The 17,884-nt window shown below is 75.2% G+C and carries 17 protein-coding genes and 1 tRNA gene; 8 read left to right on the forward strand and 10 right to left on the reverse strand.

Annotated features, from left to right (window positions below; genetic code table 11):
- The first annotated feature begins 41 nt into the window (after positions 1-41).
- Positions 42-848, forward strand: coding sequence for an SGNH/GDSL hydrolase family protein (locus ABD774_RS07040; RefSeq protein ID WP_345039222.1), 807 nt, complete (start codon positions 42-44; stop codon positions 846-848).
- Positions 849-1,048: 200 nt separating this feature from the next.
- Here the strand turns inward: ABD774_RS07040 and ABD774_RS07045 are convergent, their stop codons facing one another.
- The 3 genes from ABD774_RS07045 to ABD774_RS07055 are packed head-to-tail and all read right to left on the reverse strand — an operon-like array spanning position 1,049 to position 3,525.
- The gene (locus ABD774_RS07045) at positions 1,049-2,533 is read right to left on the reverse strand and encodes a phytoene desaturase family protein (RefSeq protein WP_345039224.1); all 1,485 of its coding nucleotides are present in this window, start codon (positions 2,531-2,533) and stop codon (positions 1,049-1,051) included.
- Between the two features lie 4 nt (positions 2,534-2,537).
- Positions 2,538-3,170, reverse strand: a complete 633-nt coding sequence (locus tag ABD774_RS07050) for a LytR C-terminal domain-containing protein (protein ID WP_345039226.1) — start codon at positions 3,168-3,170, stop codon at positions 2,538-2,540.
- Positions 3,171-3,216: 46 nt separating this feature from the next.
- On the reverse strand, positions 3,217-3,525 hold the full coding sequence (locus ABD774_RS07055; RefSeq protein ID WP_345039229.1) for a DUF3263 domain-containing protein: 309 nt from the start codon (positions 3,523-3,525) through the stop codon (positions 3,217-3,219).
- Positions 3,526-3,682: 157 nt separating this feature from the next.
- Here ABD774_RS07055 and ABD774_RS07060 point away from each other — a divergent pair, with 157 nt between their 5' ends.
- The 3 genes from ABD774_RS07060 to ABD774_RS07070 all read left to right on the forward strand — a co-directional run bounded on the left by ABD774_RS07060 (position 3,683) and on the right by ABD774_RS07070 (position 5,454).
- Positions 3,683-4,372 (forward strand): uracil-DNA glycosylase, encoded by a 690-nt coding sequence (locus ABD774_RS07060; RefSeq protein ID WP_345039322.1) that lies wholly within the window; start codon positions 3,683-3,685, stop codon positions 4,370-4,372.
- A 66-nt stretch (positions 4,373-4,438) separates the two neighbouring features.
- Positions 4,439-4,699, forward strand: coding sequence for a hypothetical protein (locus ABD774_RS07065; protein ID WP_345039231.1), 261 nt, complete (start codon positions 4,439-4,441; stop codon positions 4,697-4,699).
- Positions 4,700-4,773: 74 nt separating this feature from the next.
- Entirely contained in the window at positions 4,774-5,454 is a 681-nt protein-coding gene (locus ABD774_RS07070; protein WP_345039233.1) for a Crp/Fnr family transcriptional regulator, read from the forward strand.
- An 18-nt stretch (positions 5,455-5,472) separates the two neighbouring features.
- On the opposite strand, the gene ABD774_RS07075 is transcribed toward ABD774_RS07070, so the two are convergent.
- The 4 genes from ABD774_RS07075 to ABD774_RS07090 all read right to left on the reverse strand — a co-directional run bounded on the left by ABD774_RS07075 (position 5,473) and on the right by ABD774_RS07090 (position 8,955).
- Positions 5,473-5,548, reverse strand: a tRNA-Thr gene (locus tag ABD774_RS07075).
- 92 nt (positions 5,549-5,640) lie between these two features.
- Positions 5,641-6,435, reverse strand: a complete 795-nt coding sequence (locus ABD774_RS07080) for a DsbA family protein (protein ID WP_345039235.1) — start codon at positions 6,433-6,435, stop codon at positions 5,641-5,643.
- 69 nt (positions 6,436-6,504) lie between these two features.
- Positions 6,505-6,996, reverse strand: a complete 492-nt coding sequence (locus tag ABD774_RS07085) for a hypothetical protein (RefSeq protein ID WP_345039237.1) — start codon at positions 6,994-6,996, stop codon at positions 6,505-6,507.
- A gap of 75 nt (positions 6,997-7,071) precedes the next feature.
- Complete coding sequence (locus ABD774_RS07090) at positions 7,072-8,955, reverse strand: serine/threonine-protein kinase (RefSeq protein WP_345039239.1); 1,884 nt, start codon at positions 8,953-8,955, stop codon at positions 7,072-7,074.
- A gap of 129 nt (positions 8,956-9,084) precedes the next feature.
- Between ABD774_RS07090 and ABD774_RS07095 the strand changes: the two genes are divergently transcribed.
- From ABD774_RS07095 to ABD774_RS07110, 4 genes are all read left to right on the forward strand, one after another.
- Positions 9,085-10,554, forward strand: coding sequence for an alpha,alpha-trehalose-phosphate synthase (UDP-forming) (locus ABD774_RS07095; RefSeq protein ID WP_345039241.1), 1,470 nt, complete (start codon positions 9,085-9,087; stop codon positions 10,552-10,554).
- A complete protein-coding gene (gene otsB / locus ABD774_RS07100; protein ID WP_345039242.1) occupies positions 10,551-11,483 on the forward strand; it encodes a trehalose-phosphatase in 933 nt (310 codons plus the stop codon). Before ABD774_RS07095 ends, otsB begins: the two co-directional genes overlap by 4 nt.
- 143 nt (positions 11,484-11,626) lie before the next feature.
- Positions 11,627-12,751: an ABC transporter ATP-binding protein gene (locus ABD774_RS07105; protein ID WP_345039324.1), complete on the forward strand. Its 1,125-nt coding sequence runs from the start codon at positions 11,627-11,629 to the stop codon at positions 12,749-12,751.
- Positions 12,752-12,981: 230 nt separating this feature from the next.
- Positions 12,982-14,226, forward strand: coding sequence for a DUF4032 domain-containing protein (locus ABD774_RS07110; protein WP_345039244.1), 1,245 nt, complete (start codon positions 12,982-12,984; stop codon positions 14,224-14,226).
- A gap of 1 nt (position 14,227) precedes the next feature.
- Here ABD774_RS07110 and ABD774_RS07115 read toward each other — a convergent pair whose 3' ends face one another.
- Genes ABD774_RS07115 through cysS form a run of 3 tightly spaced genes read right to left on the reverse strand, consistent with a single transcriptional unit; the run spans position 14,228 to position 17,818 of the window.
- Positions 14,228-15,337 carry a hypothetical protein gene (locus tag ABD774_RS07115; RefSeq protein WP_345039246.1) on the reverse strand — a complete coding sequence of 370 codons (1,110 nt, stop codon included), beginning with the start codon at positions 15,335-15,337 and terminating at the stop codon, positions 14,228-14,230.
- Position 15,338: 1 nt separating this feature from the next.
- Positions 15,339-16,379 (reverse strand): 23S rRNA (guanosine(2251)-2'-O)-methyltransferase RlmB, encoded by a 1,041-nt coding sequence (rlmB, locus tag ABD774_RS07120; protein ID WP_345039249.1) that lies wholly within the window; start codon positions 16,377-16,379, stop codon positions 15,339-15,341.
- On the reverse strand, positions 16,379-17,818 hold the full coding sequence (cysS, locus tag ABD774_RS07125; RefSeq protein ID WP_345039251.1) for a cysteine--tRNA ligase: 1,440 nt from the start codon (positions 17,816-17,818) through the stop codon (positions 16,379-16,381). The genes rlmB and cysS overlap by 1 nt, the downstream gene beginning before the upstream one ends.
- Between the last annotated feature and the right edge of the window lie 66 nt (positions 17,819-17,884).

The raw sequence follows: 17,884 nt of genomic DNA on the forward strand, positions 1-17,884 counted from the left end.
CCAGTTGGGGATGCCGGGCCGACGGAGCAGAATCCCGTGCGGTGAGCACCGGAACCGGACCCGCCGCACGGTGGGCGCGCTACGTCGCCCTCGGCGACTCGATGACCGAGGGCCTGTGGGACCTCGACCCGGCCGCACCGGACGTCCCGCGCGGGTGGGCGGACCTGCTGGCGCAACGCCTGGCCGAGCGCCGCGCCGGCCCCCTGGAGTACGCCAACCTCGCCGTGCGCGGGCGGCTGCTCGGCGAGATCGTCACCGAGCAGCTCCCGGCCGCCCTCGAGCTCGGGCCCGACCTGGTGTCCCTGGTCGGCGGCGGCAACGACCTGCTGCGCCCCGGCGCCGACCCGGACGCCCTCGCCGCGCGGCTCGAGGCGGCGGTGGTGCGGGTGCGCGGGACCGGCGCCGACGTGCTGCTCGCGACGGGGATGGACGCCCGCGACTCCCCCGTCATCCGGGCCACGCGGCCACGGGTGGCGGTGTTCAACGCGCACGTGTGGACGATCGCCCGTCGGCACGGCGCCCACGTGCTCGACGTGTGGGGCATGCGCTCGCTGCGCGACTGGCGGATGTGGGCGCAGGACCGCATCCACCTGAGCACCGAGGGCCACGAGCGTGTCGCGCAGGGCGCCCTGGTGGCGCTGGGCCTGGGTGCGGAGACCCCGGGCTGGGACGACCCGCTGGAGCCGCTGCCGCCCGTGGCGCGGGCGGAACGCCTGCGCGAGGACCTCACCTGGGCGCGCACGTACGCGGGGCCGTGGGTGGGCCGGCGGCTGCGGCGCCGGTCCTCGGGGGACGCGCGCCGGCCCAAGCGCCCGCAGCTCGAGGTCGTGCGGCTGCCCGGCGGCTGACCGCCCGCCGGCGCCACCTGTACGCCACCGGCCTCACCTGCCCTCCCCTCCCGTGAGGACAGCCATCTGCGCTCAGGACCGCGGTCCGAACTGCCGTCCTGAGCCCAGAAGGCGGTCCTCAGCGCGCAGGTCCGGTCGCGGCCCGGGCGCGCCGCGTCGGCGTCGCGGCTGGGGCGCGTCGTCAAGGCGCCCGGCGCCGGCTACGCCGTCGGCCCGAGGGCCGGCGGGCGCCGGATCCCGAAGCGCGCGCGCAGCGCCCGGCGGGCAGCGTGCCAGCCGGCCATGCCGTGCACCCCCGGCCCCGGCGGGGTGGAGGAGGAGCACAGGTACACCCCGGGCACGCCGGCGTCGTAGGCGTGCCAGGCGGTGCGGGGCCGGGCGACCATCCGGTACATCGAGATGGCCCCGGCGGCGATGTCCCCGCCGACGTAGTTGGCGTTGTGCGCCGCCATCTCGGCGGCCGGGACGCACCGCGAGGTGACGACGACGTCCCGGAAGCCGGGCGCGAACCGCTCGATCTGTGCGGTGACGTCCTCGGTGACGTCCCGGTCCGAGCCTGCCGGGACGTGCGCGTAGGTCCACAGCGGCCGCAGCCCGCCGACCTCGCGGCCGGGGTCGCCGACGGTGGGGTCCGAGACGAGCACCACCGGGCGCTCGGCGTGCCGGCCGGCCTTCACGGCGGCCTCCGCGGCCACCATCTCCGGCCGGGTGCCCGCCACGTGGACCGTGCTGGCCCCGCCCACGCGCGGGTCCGTCCACGGCACGGGGCCGGACAGCACGAAGTCGACCTTCGCGGCCGCGTTCCCGTAGCGGAACCGGGCGAGGGCCTCGCGGACCGACGGCGCCATCCGCTCGCCCCACACCTGGACCACCGTCCGGGGCGTGGTGTCGAACAGGTAGGCCCGGGCCCGGGGCAGCTCCCGCCAGCTCGTGACGGGTGTGCCGGTGCGGACCTCGCCGCCATGGGCGAGCAGGTCGGCGAGCAGGGCGTCGGTGATGGCCTGGCTGCCGCCGACCGGCAGGACCCAGCCGTCCGCGTGAGCCATCGAGCCGAGCAGGAGCGCGGTGCCGGCTCCGGCGAGCGACGGCAGCGCGCTGATCGTGTGGGCGGCGACGCCGGTGAGCAGGGCGGGTGCGACGTCGCCGGAGAAGCGCAGGCCCCACAGCCCGGTGCCCTGCTCGAGCAGGGCGGTGCCGAACGCCACGGCTCCGCGGAGACCTTGCGGGGTGAGCACCTCGGGCGGGATGCTGCGGTGGTCCCCGACACCGAGCGCGGTCACGGCCCGGGCGCCGTCGACAAGGGGCTCCATGAGCCGGCGCCAGGCCGGCCCGTCCGCCCCGAGCCCGTCGACCGTGCGGTCGAGGTCGTGGAAGGCCAGCCCGGCCTCGCGGCCCTCGAGCGGCTGGGCGAAGGAGAGCTCCGGGACGACGATCCGCACGCCACGGGCCCGCAGGTCGAACTCGCGCAGGAACGGGCTGGCGATGGCCAGGGGGTGGATCGCGGAGCAGACGTCGTGCACCAGGCCGGGCGCGAGCCCGAGGTCGAGGGTGCGCGCCCCGCCGCCGAGGGTGGGCTGGGCCTCGAGGAGCAGGACGTCCAGGCCCGCCCGCGCGAGGGTGACGGCGGCGGCCAGGCCGTTGGGGCCCGAGCCGACGACGACGGCGTCCCGCACCTCGCGGGTCATGTCATCAGCCCTGGAAGTCCGAGCGGAGGACGATGGCGATGGCCTGCGTGGCGCTCGAGCTCTCCACCAGGTTGCCGATGCCGAGCACGCGGGCGACCTCCTCGGCGGTGGCCTGCAGCTCGGGGTTGTTGTAGTAGAGCGTCGTGGTCGCCGGGGCGCCGGACGTGTAGTCGTCCGCGACGCCGCCGGTGAAGCCCTCGGAGGCCAGGGTGCCGACGACCTCGCCCGCCAGCCCGTTGACGCCGGCACCGTTGAGCACGGCGATGGCGGTGCCGTACTCGACCTGCCCGGTCGGCTCCTCCGTCGTCTCCTCCTCGGTGGGCTCCTCCGTGGCGGGCTCCGCCCCCTCGGTGGTCCCCTCGGCGGAGGTCTCGCCCGTGGGCGCCTCGGTGGCCCCCGCGGTCGGCGCGGCGGTCTCCTGCACGGTCGGCGCGGCGGCGGAGGGCTCCGGCTCGCCCGAGCCGCCCAGGAGGCTGATCGCGCCCCAGGCCAGCAGCGGGGCGAGGACGACGACGGCCAGTATCGGCAGCAGCGTGCGCAGGAGGGGCCGCGGACCGCGGTGCACCCCCTGGGGGGTGCGGTCCCGGCCGGCGACGTCGAACTCGTCCTCGGGGTAGTCCTCGTGTGGCGTGCTCACGGGCAGAGGCTATCCGTTCCGGCCGGACCGACGCGTGAGGCGTTCCCTACAGGGACGAGCCGAGTCGGCGCGAGGAGCGCTCGCGCTGGCGGGAGGAACGCAGGCGGCGCAGCCGCTTGACCAGCATGGGGTCCGCGGCGAGGGCGGCCTCGGAGTCGAGAAGCTGGTTGAGCACCTGGTAGTAGCGCGTGGCGCTCATGTCGAACAGCTCACGGATCGCCGTCTCCTTGGCGCCGGCGTACTTCCACCACTGCCGCTCGAACGCCAGGATGGCGGTCTCGGTCTCGGTGAGGCCCTGGGCGGCGCCCGCCGGCCCGGCGGCGGCGTCGACCTTCGCGTGCGCTGCGGCGGCCATGTGCTCCTCCAGGTCTCTCGGCGTGCCCTCCGGTACGACGGGCCGGACCCATGCTAGGCGCGAACGACACCCGTGTCATTCTCCCGGCGTGGCGCCACGCCGGGGTCGTTACGCTCGCTCGGTGGCACCTGAACCTCACCTGGCTCCCCCGCCCGACGTGACCGCACCGGACACGACCGCACCCCTGGCCGAGCTGGTCGACCCCGGCTGGGCCGAGGCGCTCGCCCCGGTCGAGCCCCAGATCCGCGCGATGGGCGCCTTCCTGCGCTCCGAGATCGCCGCCGGGCACGGCTACCTCCCGGCGGGGACGGACGTGCTGCGGGCCTTCACCTACCCCCTCGCCCAGGTGCGGGTGCTCATCGTCGGTCAGGACCCCTACCCCACCCCCGGGCACCCGATGGGGCTGTCGTTCTCCGTGCAGCCCGACGTGCGCCCGGTCCCCCGGTCCCTCCAGAACATCTACCGCGAGCTCCACGACGACCTGGGCCTGCCGGTGCCCTCCACCGGGGACCTCACGCCGTGGTCGCGCCACGGCGTCATGCTGCTCAACCGGGTGCTCACGGTGCGTCCCGGTGCCCCGGCGTCCCACCGCGGCAAGGGGTGGGAGGAGGTCACCGAGCACGCCATCCGCACGCTGGTGGCCCGCGGGACGCCCCTGGTCGCCATCCTCTGGGGGCGTGACGCCGGCACGCTGCGCCCGATGCTCGGGTCCACCCCGGTGATCACCTCCGCGCACCCGAGCCCGCTCTCGGCCTCCCGCGGATTCTTCGGCTCACGTCCCTTCTCGCGGGCCAACGCCCTGCTCGCGGAGCTCGGTGCCGACCCGGTGGACTGGTCGCTCACGTAGCATTCGACGCAGGAGGGGCCCCTACCCGGGCGCCCCGACACCGTCCCACCACGGACCCAGGAGCTGGTGACCATGACCCCCCGCGAGCCCGTCCGGCGACCTGACCTGGTCACCGAGGCCCTGGTGCACCGCGGCCTGGTGCGCCCCGACCAGGACGTCGACCGTTACCGCTCCCGCGACGTCCTCGGAGGTGGACGGCCCGCCGACGCGCCGCGCACCGACGAGGACCGCTCCGGCCCGGACGCCGAGCTGGTGGGCGCGGGGCCGGAGAAGGAGGAGGACTTCGTCCACGGCGACTCCGGTCAGGACGACGGCTTCATCGTATGACCGGCGTGGCCCGCCGCCACGTCCCCCTGCGCAGCACCTGTGCGCAGCCCCATCCCTGCCCGCGTCCGCTCCGGATGAAGGTCCTGAGCCAGGTGCCGTACTTCGCCGGCCTGGACGAGGACGAGCTGGCCGACGTCGACCGGCGCATGGTCTCGCTGTCCTGGGGCGAGGGTGACCGGCTCTACGAGGCCGGCGCACCGGCCGAGCACCTCTACGTCGTCGCGGCCGGCCGGGTCCGGATCACCCAGCCGACGCCCACCGGGCAGGACGTCCTCACGGACGTGCTCACGCCCGGCGACCTCTTCGGCGCGCTCAGCACCCTCGGCCAGGCGGAGTACCCGGAGAGCGCCGAGGCGATGACCACGACGTGCGCGCTCCGGATCGACCCGGGCGCCTTCCGCGGCGTGCTCACGGAGCACCCGCAGGTGGCCCTGCGCGTCCTGGACGACATCGCCGGCCGGCTCGCCCGCGCGCGCTCCGACGTCGGGCGCATCTCCACCGGCTCCGTCGCGCAACGGGTGGCGACGACGCTGCTGCGCCTGGCGGACAAGGTGGGCCAGGACCGGGCCGGCGGCGGCACCCTGCTGCAGGTCCCGCTCAGCCGCGCCGATCTGGCCGGCATGACGGGGTCCACCCCGGAGTCGGTCTCCCGGGTGATGAGCCGGCTGCGCCAGGACGGCGTGATCGAGTCCGGCCGCCGCTGGACGGCCGTCCTGGACCGCGAGCGCCTGGCGGAGATCGCCGCCGGCGCCTGAGGCACCGGGGCGGACGCGTGGAGCCGCCTGTCGGAATCGAACCGACGACCGTCCGCTTACAAGGCGGGTGCTCTACCAGCTGAGCTAAGGCGGCGTGGACCGGGGAAGAGTCTGCCACGACCGGCGTGGCGGTCCCCAACCCGGCCTGCGGCGGGCCGGCCGCTGCGGACGGCCGGCCCGGGGTGGTCAGGAGCCCTGGATCGCCTCCACCAGCGCACCCGCCTCGGTCCAGCCGGTGAACTCCTCGCCGTCGATCAGGACGGTCGGGGTGCCCGTGTAGCCGTCGCGGCTGAACTGCTGCGTCGTGGCCTCGACCCACTCGGCGAAGGGCCGCTGGCCCGAGGCCAGCGTGTCGGCGACCTCCTGCGGCGCAGCGGCCTCCGAGGCGGCCTGGGCGATCTGCTCGTCGGTCGGCTCGGCGTCCGTGCTCTCGGCGAAGAGGTCGAACAACGCGGCCTGGAAGGCGTTGTACGCCTCGGGGGCCTGGTCGGCGACGACCCCGGCGGCCTGCACGGCGCGGCCGGAGAACCCGGTGAAGTCCCCGCTGCGGTCCAGGATCGCGACCGGGTGGTACACCACGGTGGCCTCCCCCGCGGAGACGAGCGCGTCGATGTCCTCGGCGTTGACCTCCTCGAACGTCGCGCAGTGCGGGCACGTGAAGTCGAGGTAGACGTCGAGCACCGGGGCGCCGTCGTTCGTGGTGCCCGCCACGAGGTCGGAGCCGAGCGAGATGCCGCCGTCCTCGACCGAGGTGTTCGCGGGGACGTCCGCGACGGCGGCGATGACGGACTTGCTGCCCTGGCTGATGATCGCGTAGAGCACGACGGCGACGACCACGATGAGGGCGACGACGCCGGCGATGATGAGGTTGCGGTTGCGCTTCTCGCGCCTGGCCTGGGCCTCGCGGAGCTGGCGCGCCTGCTCGCGTGCGGCGTCGCGCCGCTGGGCCTTCGTCGGTTGGGAGGACGGGCTGGAGGACATCGGATCTTCCTGTCGGGGTCGCGGATCGGGGGCGGCGTCCGCGCGGACGCCCAGCGGCGGGACCCGGCGCTAGGCGCCGGCCGCCTGGGTCCGCGGGGGTCCCCGACGCAGCGGACGCCGGGCGACGACGGTCCGCACCGGCAGCGGGAGCGGCGCCGGCAGGAACGGCGCGGCGCGGTCGTCGCCGGGGACCGGCGCGACACCGGGGACGACGACGGCGACGAACCGCCGCACCTCGGCCGCCATGACGCGGCGCGCGGAGCCGACGAGGCCCGCAGCCCCGGAGGCCAGCGCGAGGTGCGCGAGCAGGGCGGGCAGCGCCACGGCGACGACGACGGTCAGGGCCTGGCCCGGCTCGCCGCCGGGCGCCAGGGTGCCCTCGGGGCAGGCGGCGTCGGGACGGAGCAGGGCGAGGCGCAGCGCGACCTCGGACCACGTCCCCGAGGCGGGCACGCACGCGCTGAAGACGGCTGTGCCGGTCAGCACGGCGACCACGACCGGCGCCACGAGGATGGCGGACAGGGCCAGGCCCGTCCGCCACCAGGCGCGCCGAACGATCACCGCCCAAGCGTAACCGTCCGGTCCCGGCCCGGCCCGGCCGTTACGGCTGAGCTCTGGGCGAAATGTCGGGGTCGCTCAGAGCGGCGGCGCGGGCAGCGGCGACCAGTCCGGCGCGGGCGCGGCGCCGAGCGCGACCTGTACGGCGACGACTGCGGCGACGGCGAGGACGAGCACGACGAGCAGGGCCCGGAACCCCCGGGTCGGGGTGAGGACGTCGATCATCGCCCGGGCGCCGTCGCGGGCCGGGCGGCTGGTCGGGGTCAGCCAGGCGACGAGAAGGGCGACCAGGGCCCCGGCCAGGAGGGCGAGCGGCGGCCGGACCGCCGGCTCGAGCGGCAGGGACATCCGGTCGACCACCCACCAGGTCCCGCCGCCGAGGAGCGCCCCGAGCACCGCGCCGGGCAGCACCGCGAGGACGCCGCGCAGCAGGTGCCACGGGAGCCCGGCCAGCATGCGGGCGTCGTCGCCGGGCCTGGCCCCGCGCCGCAGCCGCGCGGACCGCCGGGAGCGTCCGGCCCACCCGGTGGTCGCGGTCAGCACGAGCAGCGACGCCGTCACGAGCGCGAAGATCCCGGGGAACGAGGCCGCCGCGGCGCTGACCCCCAGGCCGACGGCCGCCACGGTGAGCGTGCGGCGGCGCGGGGGGACGGCCCAGGCCGGCGGCCGTGAGGGTTCCTGGCTGTAGGGGCCGCCGTAGCCGTACGGGTCGAGCTCGCCGTGGCCGCCGTCGCGGGGGCCGGCGACCGGCGGCAGCGCGCGGGTGAGCGGCTCCCCGACCGGCGGCAGCGCGCGGGTGAGCGGCTCCTCGACCGGCGCCCACGTGCTGGCCCGCCCGACGGGGTACGTCGGGGGCGGCGGACCGCCGGGGCCGCCGCTGGCCGCCGCCGGCGGGAAGGCCCGGGGCGGCTCGGCCGGCAGCGTCCGCGTCGACGGCTCGGCCGGCAGCGTCCGCGTCGACGGCTCGGCCGGCAGCGTCCGCGTCGACGGCTCGGCGGGCAGCGTCCGCGTGCCGTCGGCGAACGGGCTGGCGGCGACGCCCCCGGGCACGCCGGCGAGGGTGGTCGTCCCGGCACCGGGCTCGATCGCCGTCGTCGCGCCGAGCGCGCCGGCCCCGGCCGCCGCCGCCGCCGCGCCGATGACCTGGGTGAGCTGGTCGTCGCCCCAGGTGCCGTCGAGGACGGCGAGCACGCCGTCGGGGTCGAGGCGGAGGTCCGGGTCGGGGTCCAGCGCGGCGCGCAGCGCCCGGGCGGTGACCTCGGGCAGGCCGTCCGTGTCCACCTGCCCCGTGGCGACCCGCGCGAGCACGACGCCGGTGGGACCCCGGCCGAACGGCGGTCGCGCCGTCGCGGCGAACACCAGCACGGCCGCCCAGCCCCACCAGTCGCACGCCGGCCCGGGTTCGGCGCCCGCGATCACCTCGGGGTCGAGGTACCCCGGGGTGCCGGTGACCATGCCGGTCTGGGTGAGCCGGGCGTCGTCGACCACCTGGGCGATGCCGAAGTCGATGACCACCGGGCCGTGCTCGGACATCATGACGTTGCCGGGCTTGAGGTCGCGGTGCACCACCCCGACGGCGTGGATCGCGCGCAGCGCCTCCGCGAGGCCGTGGGCGAGGTTGGACAGCTCCTCCGGGGCGAACGGACCGTCGGCGGCGACGTCCTCCTCGAGGGTGGGCCCGTCGATCAGCTCGGTGACCACGAATGCCTCGGCGTCCTCCACCTCGGCGTCCAGCACGCGGGCCACGCCGGCGTCGCGCACGCGGTGGAGGAGGGAGACCTCCCGCGCCAGCCGGCGCCGCGCCTGGGGGTCCGTGCCGATGTGCGGGTGGAGCAGCTTGAGCGCCACGTGACGTCCGTCGGCGTCGACCGCCTCGTGGACCGACCCCATGCCGCCGGCCCCGATGCGGCGCAGCAGGCGGTAGCCACCCACCTCGCGCCCGTCGGGGCCCTGGTCCGTCATGGCTCCACGCTACCTACCGGCCGGGCCGCCGCGGGCGGGCGGAGCAGTGGCGGCGGCCACCACACCGGGCAGGAGCGTCGTCTCGCAAGTACGGTGGCAGGCAGACACCCCTGAAGGAGCTGAACCACCGTGCCTGCCGGAGAACATGAGTTCGTCGTCGTCGCCAACCGCCTTCCTGTCGACATCAGCGTCGCCCAGGACGGCTCGCTGAGCTGGCAGCGTTCCCCCGGCGGACTCGTCACGGCGCTCGCGCCGATCATGCAGAAGAACGACGGCGCCTGGGTCGGCTGGTCCGGGCAGGCCGACTTCTCCCACGAGCCTTTCGACGGCGAGGGCATGCGGCTGTGGCCGGTCGCGCTGAGCGAGGAGGAGATCGCCAGCTACTACGAGGGCTTCTCCAACGGCACGCTGTGGCCGCTGTACCACGACGTCATCGTGGCGCCGGAGTTCCACCGCACCTGGTGGAACGCCTACGTCTCGGTCAACCGCCGCTTCGCCGCGGCCGCCGCGGAGGCCGCCGCCCCGGGCGGGACGGTGTGGGTCCACGACTACCAGCTCCAGCTGGTCCCGGCGGTGCTGCGGCTGCTGCGCCCGGACGTGAAGATCGGCTTCTTCAACCACATCCCGTTCCCACCGGTGGAGATCTTCGGCCAGCTCCCCTGGCGCCGCCAGGTGGTCGAGGGGCTGCTCGGCGCGGACCTCGTGGGCTTCCAGCGCCCGGGCGACGCCGCGAACTTCCTGCGTGCGGTGCGCCGGCTGACCGACCTGAAGGTCCAGGGCCCCCAGGTGACGATCCCGGGCCGCTGGTCCCGCCCGGACCGCGCGGTGCGCGCCCAGGCGTTCCCGATCTCCATCGACGCCGCGTCCTTCGACAGCCTCGCCCGCACCCCCGAGGTGCTCGCCCGTGCCAAGGAGATTCGCAAGGAGCTGGGCAGCCCGGAGGTGCTGCTCCTGGGCGTGGACCGCCTCGACTACACCAAGGGCATCCGCCACCGGCTCAAGGCCTTCGGCGAGCTCTTGGAGGACGGCCAGCTGCGCGTGCCCGAGGCGTCGATGATCCAGGTGGCCAGCCCCTCCCGGGAACGGGTCGAGCAGTACCGGCAGCTGCGCGACGAGGTCGAGGTGACCGTCGGCCGCATCAACGGCGACTTCGGCACGCTCGGCCGCGCGGCCGTGCACTACCTGCACCACTCCTACCCGATGGAGGAGATGGCGGCGCTGTACCGCGCGGCGGACGTCATGCTCGTGACCTCGCTGCGCGACGGCATGAACCTCGTGGCCAAGGAGTACGTGGCCGCCCGCTCGGACCTCGGCGGCGCGCTGGTGCTCTCGGAGTTCACCGGTGCCGCGGACGAGCTCACCCAGGCGCTGCAGATCAACCCGCACGACATCGACGGCACCAAGGCCACGATCATGCGGGCCATCGGCATGGACGCGAAGGAGGGCCGACGGCGGATGCGGAGCCTGCGCCGCCGGGTGCTCGAGCACGACGTCCAGCGCTGGGCGGACGACTTCCTCGGCTACCTCGCCATGTCGGTCCCCAGCCCCATGTCCGTCGCCACCCCGATGTCCGTCCCCAGCCCGCAGGAGGTCCGGTGACCGCCCACCCCGCCCACCCCGCCGACCGGCCCGCCGCCCCGCGGCCGGGCGAGACGCCCGAGGCCGCGCACGACGCCGGGGTGCCGGGACCCGGCATCGAGGCGCCGCTGTTCACCGCCCACCTCGAGGAGTCCCTCGACCTCGCCCTGCGCGAGCTCGCGGGGCGGGGGCGGATCCTGGTCGGCCTCGACTTCGACGGCGTCCTGGCTCCGATCGTCCTGGACCCGAGGACGTCACGGATGCTCCCCGTCTCGGCCGAGGCGGTCGCGGGCCTCGCGGAGCTGCCGGGGGTCGACGTCGTCCTGGTCTCGGGGCGGGAGGCGAGCGATCTCGTGGCTCTCGCCGGCCTGCCCGCCGGCAGCCGGGTCATCGGCTCCCACGGCGCCCAGTGGGGCCGCGTCGTCGACTCCCCCGACGGCGGCACGACCCTCGAGGCGGAGCCCGTCGGCCTCACCGAGGAGCAGGCCCGCCTGAGGGCCGAGCTCCTTCGCGAGACGGAGGCCCTGGCCGCCGAGGTGGAGGGGGCGTGGGTGCAGGCCAAGCCCGCCGCCGTCGTCCTGCACACCCGGCCGGCGGAGCGCGAGCCGGGCGAGCGGCTGACCCGCCGCGTGCTGGACGGCCCGGCGGCCCGCGAGGGCGTGCGCGTGGTCGTCGGCAAGGAGGTCGTGGAGATGGCGGTGCTCGAGGTGACCAAGGGCGACGCGCTGCACCAGCTGCGCGGGGCGCTGGGCGTCGACGCCGTCCTCTACGCCGGTGACGACACCACGGACGAGGACGCGTTCGCCGTCCTGGGCGAGGGCGACGTCTCGATCAAGGTCGGCGACGGCGAGAGTGGCGCGGCCTACCGCGTGACCGACCCGGAGGAGTTCTCCGCCGTCCTCGTGCGGCTGCTCGAGCTGCGTCAAGAGGCTCAGGACTCACACCTGTAACACACCCTGTGCCACTATGGGGGTGGCTGCTGTCGTGGACCGAAGGGTCCGCGACGGTTCGCTGTGTCAGAGCGGACACCTCTCGGCACCTTTCACAACGGATCGTCCGGCACGTACCTGCCGGTGAAGGGATGTACATCACCATGGCCTCCGTCACCTTCGACAAAGCCACCCGCCTCTACCCGGGCTCCGAGCGCCCGGCCGTCGACTCCCTGGACCTGGAGGTCGCCGACGGCGAGTTCCTCGTTCTCGTCGGCCCGTCCGGCTGCGGCAAGTCCACCTCGCTGCGCATGCTCGCCGGCCTCGAGGACGTCAACTCCGGCCGCATCTTCATCGGCGACCGCGACGTCACCGACGTCCAGCCCAAGGACCGTGACATCGCCATGGTCTTCCAGAACTACGCGCTCTACCCGCACATGTCCGTCGCCGACAACATGGGCTTCGCGCTGAAGATCGCCGGCACCCCGAAGGCCGAGATCGAGCAGCGCGTCAAGGAGGCCGCGAAGATCCTCGACCTGACCGAGTACCTCCAGCGCAAGCCGAAGGCCCTCTCGGGCGGTCAGCGGCAGCGCGTCGCGATGGGCCGCGCGATCGTCCGCCAGCCGCGCGTCTTCCTCATGGACGAGCCGCTGTCCAACCTCGACGCCAAGCTGCGCGTGCAGACCCGCACCCAGATCGCCTCCCTCCAGCGGCGCCTGGGCGTCACCACGGTCTACGTCACCCACGACCAGACCGAGGCCCTGACCATGGGCGACCGCATCGCGGTCCTCAAGGACGGCATCCTGCAGCAGGTCGGTACCCCGCGGGAGATGTACGACACCCCCGCCAACGTGTTCGTCGCCGGCTTCATCGGCTCCCCGGCCATGAACCTGGGCGACTTCCGGGTCCAGGACGGGCAGGCCGTGCTCGGCTCCGCCCACGTGCCGCTGAGCCGCGCCACGCTGGACGCGCTGACCGACGCGGACAACGGCAAGGTGATCCTGGGCTTCCGGCCGGAGTCCCTCGACCGCGCTCCGGCGGGCGAGGGCACCATCCCGGTGACCGTCAACCTGGTCGAGGAGCTCGGTTCCGACGCGTTCGTCTACGGCGAGCTCTCGGGCGACCGCGAGCTCAACGAGCACCTCGGCTCCGGGGACGACTCGGACCAGATCATCGTGCGCATCGACCCGCGCGACGTGCCGATGAAGGGCGACAAGATCCACGTGCGCATCCGCGAGGGCGAGCAGCACGTGTTCTCCTCCGCGACGGGCCGCCGCCTGCCGCAGTGACCTCAGCCGGCCGACGGCGCACCTGCCCTCGGCCGGCGACCCCGAGGGGGCGGGTCCGTCCGGGCCCGCCCCCTCGGCCGGCGACCCCGAGCGGGCGGGTCCGTCCGGGCCCGCCCCCTCGGGCTCTCCTGGCGTAGATTGCGGGGAGCCGCCGCGAACCGGACGAACCTCACAGGACGGTCGGTGCCGTGCCCGCTCGCAGCGGCGCATCGACCGGGAAGAATGGCCCCATGGCACAGCAGCTGCAGATCACCGCCGCACGGGTGGACCCTGCGTTGCTCGACCTCCCCTGGGAGATCCCCCTGGAGGAGTGGCCCGAGGACGTCCTCGCCGCGCTCCCCCGCGGCATCTCGCGGCACGTCGTGCGCTTCGTGCGCCTGTCCGGCCGGATCCTCGCCGTGAAGGAGATCGGCGAGTCCGTGGCCTACCACGAGTACGAGCAGCTCCGAGCCCTCGGGCGCCTCGAGGCCCCGGCCGTGCAGCCCCTCGCCGTGATCACCGGGCGCAGCGCCCCGGACGGGGAGGAGCTGAACTCCGTGCTGGTCACCGAGCACCTGCAGTACTCCCTCCCCTACCGGGCCCTGTTCAGCCAGTACATGCGCCCCGAGACCGCCAGCCGGCTCATCGACGCCCTGAGCGTGCTGCTCGTGCGCCTGCACCTGCTCGGCTTCTACTGGGGCGACGTCTCGCTGTCGAACACCCTCTTCCGCCGTGACGCCGGCGCGTTCGCCGCCTACCTGGTCGACGCCGAGACCGGCGAGCTCCACCCCGCGCTGACGCCGGGCCAGCGCGGCTACGACCTGGACCTCGCGCGGACCAACATCATCGGCGAGCTGATGGACCTGCAGGCCGGCGAGGTGCTGGACGAGGACGTCGACGTCATCGAGGTGGGCAACCAGATCGTCGAGCGCTACGAGTCGCTGTGGGCGGAGCTCACCCGTGAGGAGTCCTTCGGCTCGGCCGAGCGCTGGCGCGTGACCGAGCGGATCAACCGCCTCAACGACCTCGGCTTCGACGTCGGCGAGCTGACCATGACCACGGACGTGGACGGCACGACCGTCTCGATCCAGCCGAAGGTGGTCGACGCCGGGCACTACCACCGGCAGATCATGCGGCTGACGGGCCTGGACGTGCAGGAGAACCAGGCGCGCCGCATGCTCAACGACCTGGAGAGCTACCGGGCCGAGACCGACCGGCAGAACGACGACCTCACGATCGTGGCCCACGACTGGCTCGACGAGGTCTTCACGCCCACGGTGACGGCGGTGCCGCGCGAGATGCGCCGCAAGCTGGAGCCGGCCGAGATCTTCCACGAGGTGCTCGAGCACCGCTGGTTCATCTCCCAGCAGCAGTCCCGCGACGTGCCCATGGCCGAGGCCGTGCGGTCCTACGTCGAGCAGGTGCTGCGCCACCGGCCGGACGAGCGGGCGTTCCTCGACCGCGACTCCGTCGAGATCCCCGCCGTCGACTTCTGACCTACCGCCGCCGCGCCGCCCGGACCACGGCCACCACCGCGAGCACGCCGAGCGCGACGAGCCCGGCCCGCACCGCCACCCGGGTCGCCGGCGGCGTCGCCGCGGCCTGCCCCTCGAACGCCAGGCGGGCGGAGCGGGCCGCCGCCCGCGGGAGCGGCTCGGCCTCGTGCGTCCGGGCTCCCGGCAGGTCCGCCGGCTCGGCGCGTCCCTCCAGCACGTCCGCGACGGCGGACGGCAGGCCGAACGCGGCGACGAAGGCCGCCATGCCGGCGGCGCCGGGCTGCCCCAGCGCGGCGGCGACGGCGACCGGGTCGGAGCCGGGGACGGCCGCGGCGAAGGCGGCCGCGTCCTCGCCGTCGCCGAGCAGGTCCTCGACGAGCGTGCGGACGCCGGCCGCGACGTCGTCGGGAAGCACGTACCGGCTGCGCATCGCCCAGCTGACGACGGCGACGCCCTCGTCGAGGTCGTCGGCGTCGGACTCCGGCCCGGGCAGCAGCAGCGCGGTGCGGTCCTCGTCGTCGACCTGCAGCCGCAGCACCGGGTAGGCGTCGGTCTCCCAGCCCAGCACGCCGAGCTCACGTCCGGGGCCGGTGGTCATCACCAGGCGCCGGCTCTCCCCGCCGACCACCTGCTCGGCCACCGTGACGGGCCGGCCCAGCAGGGTGGCGTGGAGGGGCACCTGGTGGACGGGCATCGGGGTGAGCACCACCGTGCGCGCGTCGTGCGCGGTGTCCTCAGACTCCACGACGCCGGGCACGCCGCCGCCGGGTGTGGCCGGGCGCGCGCCCGCGGTGCCGAGGTCGTCCCCCACCGTCCAGTCGGCCTCGTGGCCGGAGTGGACGCCGTCCATGAGCACGTCGGCGTCGAACGCGGCGCCGAGGTCGTCGGCGAGCGCGGCGAGCTCGGGTCCCGGCGCCACCTCGGAGCTGCCGGCGGTGCCCACGGCCCCGGCGGGGTCGGTCAGGACCGAGAGCGAGAGCAGGTGCTCCGTGCCGGGGTACCACTCCAGCCGCGCGAGGATCCCGGCGCGGGCGAGGTGGCCGGCCACGGCCTCCGGGTCGAGCGAGGCCGCGACCAGCACGCCCTCGGTACGGTTCCACGGTCCGGCCATGTCAGCTCCTGCTCTCGCGGCGCCGCGCCACCTCGTACAGGGCGATCCCGGTGGCCACCGCGGCGTTGAGCGACTCCACGGAGGCGGCGATCGGGATGGAGGCGACGACGTCGCACGTCTCGCGCACGAGGCGGCTCAGGCCCTTGCCCTCCGACCCGGTGACGAGCACCAGCGGCTCGGAGGCCAGCTCGAGGTCGCCCACGGAGACCGGGCCCCCGCCGTCGAGCCCGACGACGAAGCAGCCGGCCTCCTTCAGGTCCTTCAGCGCCCGGACGAGGTTCGTCACCCGGGCGACCGGCACCCGGGCGGCCGCCCCGGCCGAGACCTTCCACGCCGCCGCGGTCACGCCGGCGGAGCGGCGCTCGGGCACGATCACGCCGTCGGCGCCGAACGCCCCGGAGCTGCGCAGGACGGCCCCGAGGTTGTGCGGGTCGGTGACGCCGTCCAGCGCGACGAGCAGCGCGGGGTGGTTGGCGCGCTCGGCCCGCGCGAGCAGGTCGGGGACGTCCCGGTAGCTGTAGGCCGGCACCTCGATGGCCACGCCCTGGTGCACGGCGTCGTCGGTGAGGTGGTCGAGGTCGGAGCGGGAGACCTCGACCAGCGGGGCGCCCAGCGCGGTGGCGGTGCGCACAACCTCGGCGACGCGCTCGTCCGACATCATGCCGCCGGCGAGGAAGACCTTCGCCAGCGGGATCCCGGAGCGCACAGCCTCGGTGACCGGGTTGCGGCCGGCGATGATCTCGTGGTCCCCGCCGACGCGGAGGGCCTCGCGCACCTTGGCGGTCATCGAGGCGCTGCGGGCGGCGTCGCGCGCCTCGCGGCCGGCGTCCCGGCCCGCCACGCGCGTGCCGCCCCGGCGGGCCTCCTTGCGCTCCTCGGCGGCCTTCTTCTTCGCCGCCGGGTGGTAGGGGCGGTCCTCGGCCTTCGGCGTCGGGCCGCGCCCCTCGAGGGCGCGACGGCGCTGGCCGCCCGACCCGACGGTCTGCCCCTTCTTGGACCCCGGCTTGCGCACGGCACCTCGCCGCTGAGAGTTCCCTGCCATCAGTCCGTTCCCTTCACGTGCCAGCGTGCACCGCCGGCGGAGTCCTCGACCACCACGCCCGCCTCGGCGAGGCGGTCGCGCAGCGCGTCGGCCCGCGCCCAGTCCTTGGCGGCCCGCGCCGCGTCCCGCTCGCGCAGGACGGCGGTGACGAGCGTGTCCAGCGCGGCGTGCTCGGCCGTGCCCTCGCCGCCGCCCGAGGCGCGCCACGGCGCCGCGAGCGGGTCGAGCCCGAGGACGTCCAGCATGGCCCGGACCTGCAGCTGCGCGCTGCGGGTGGTGACGTCGTCCCGCTCCGCCAGGGCGGTGTTGCCCGCGCGCAGGTGCTCGTGCACCACGGCGAGCGCGGCGGAGATGTTCAGGTCGTCGTCCATCGCCTCGACGAACGCGGGCGGCAGCTGCCCCGGGCCCTGCGCGGCGACCTCCTCGGCCGGCACCTCGCCGACGCGCTCGACCGAGCGGTTGACGAAGCCGGTGAAGCGCTCCCACGAGCCGGCGGCCTCGGCGAGGGTGACGTCGGAGAACTCCACCGTGGAGCGGTAGTGGACGGTGCCGAGCGCGTAGCGCAGCACGGCGGCGTCCGTGCGGCCGAGCACCTCGGAGACCACCAGGGAGTTGCCGAGCGACTTGCTCATCTTCTCGCCGCCGGTGGTCACCCAGGCGTTGTGGACCCAGTGCCGGGCGAAGCCGAGCCCGGCGGCGTGGGACTGCGCCTGCTCGTTCTCGTGGTGGGGGAAGCGCAGGTCGATGCCGCCGCCGTGGATGTCGAACGTCTCACCGAGGTAGCGGCGCGCCATGGCGGAGCACTCGAGGTGCCAGCCCGGCCGGCCGCGCCCGAACGGCGTGGGCCATGACGCGGTCGCCGGCTCGCCCGGCTTGGGGGCCTTCCACAGCGCGAAGTCGCGCGGGTCGCGCTTGTCCGGCTCGGCGTCGGCGTCGTCGGAGACGGTCATGTTCTCGAGCGCCTGGCGGGTCAGGGAGCCGTACTCGGGCAGGGAGCGCACGTCGAAGTAGACGTTGCCGTCCGTGCCGCGGTAGGCGTGCCCGCGCTCGGCGAGCAGCTCCATGAGCTCGACCATCTCGGTGACGTGCCCGGTGGCGCGGGGCTCGTACGTGGGGCGTGCGACGCCGAGGGCGTCGTAGGCGGCGGTGAACTCCTGCTCGAACCGGTACGCCCACGCCCACCACGGGCAGCCGGCCTCCGCCGACTTCGCCAGGATCTTGTCGTCGATGTCGGTGACGTTGCGGACGAGCGTCACGTCCAGCCCGGTGCGGCGGAGCCAGCGGACCAGGACGTCGAAGGCGATGGAGGCGCGCATGTGGCCCACGTGCGGGGCTCCCTGCACGGTGGCGCCGCACAGGTAGATGCCGACCTTGCCCGGTTCCAGGGGCTCGAAGGGGCGCACCGACCGCGTCGCGGAGTCGTACAGTCTCAGGCTCACCTGCCCAGGCTACCGGGGCGGGCCGCCCCGGCCTTTCGGGCGGTCGCCGCGGGTTGACCACTCGGC

Source organism: Georgenia daeguensis, assembly GCF_039537705.1.
Lineage (GTDB): Bacteria > Actinomycetota > Actinomycetes > Actinomycetales > Actinomycetaceae > Georgenia > Georgenia daeguensis.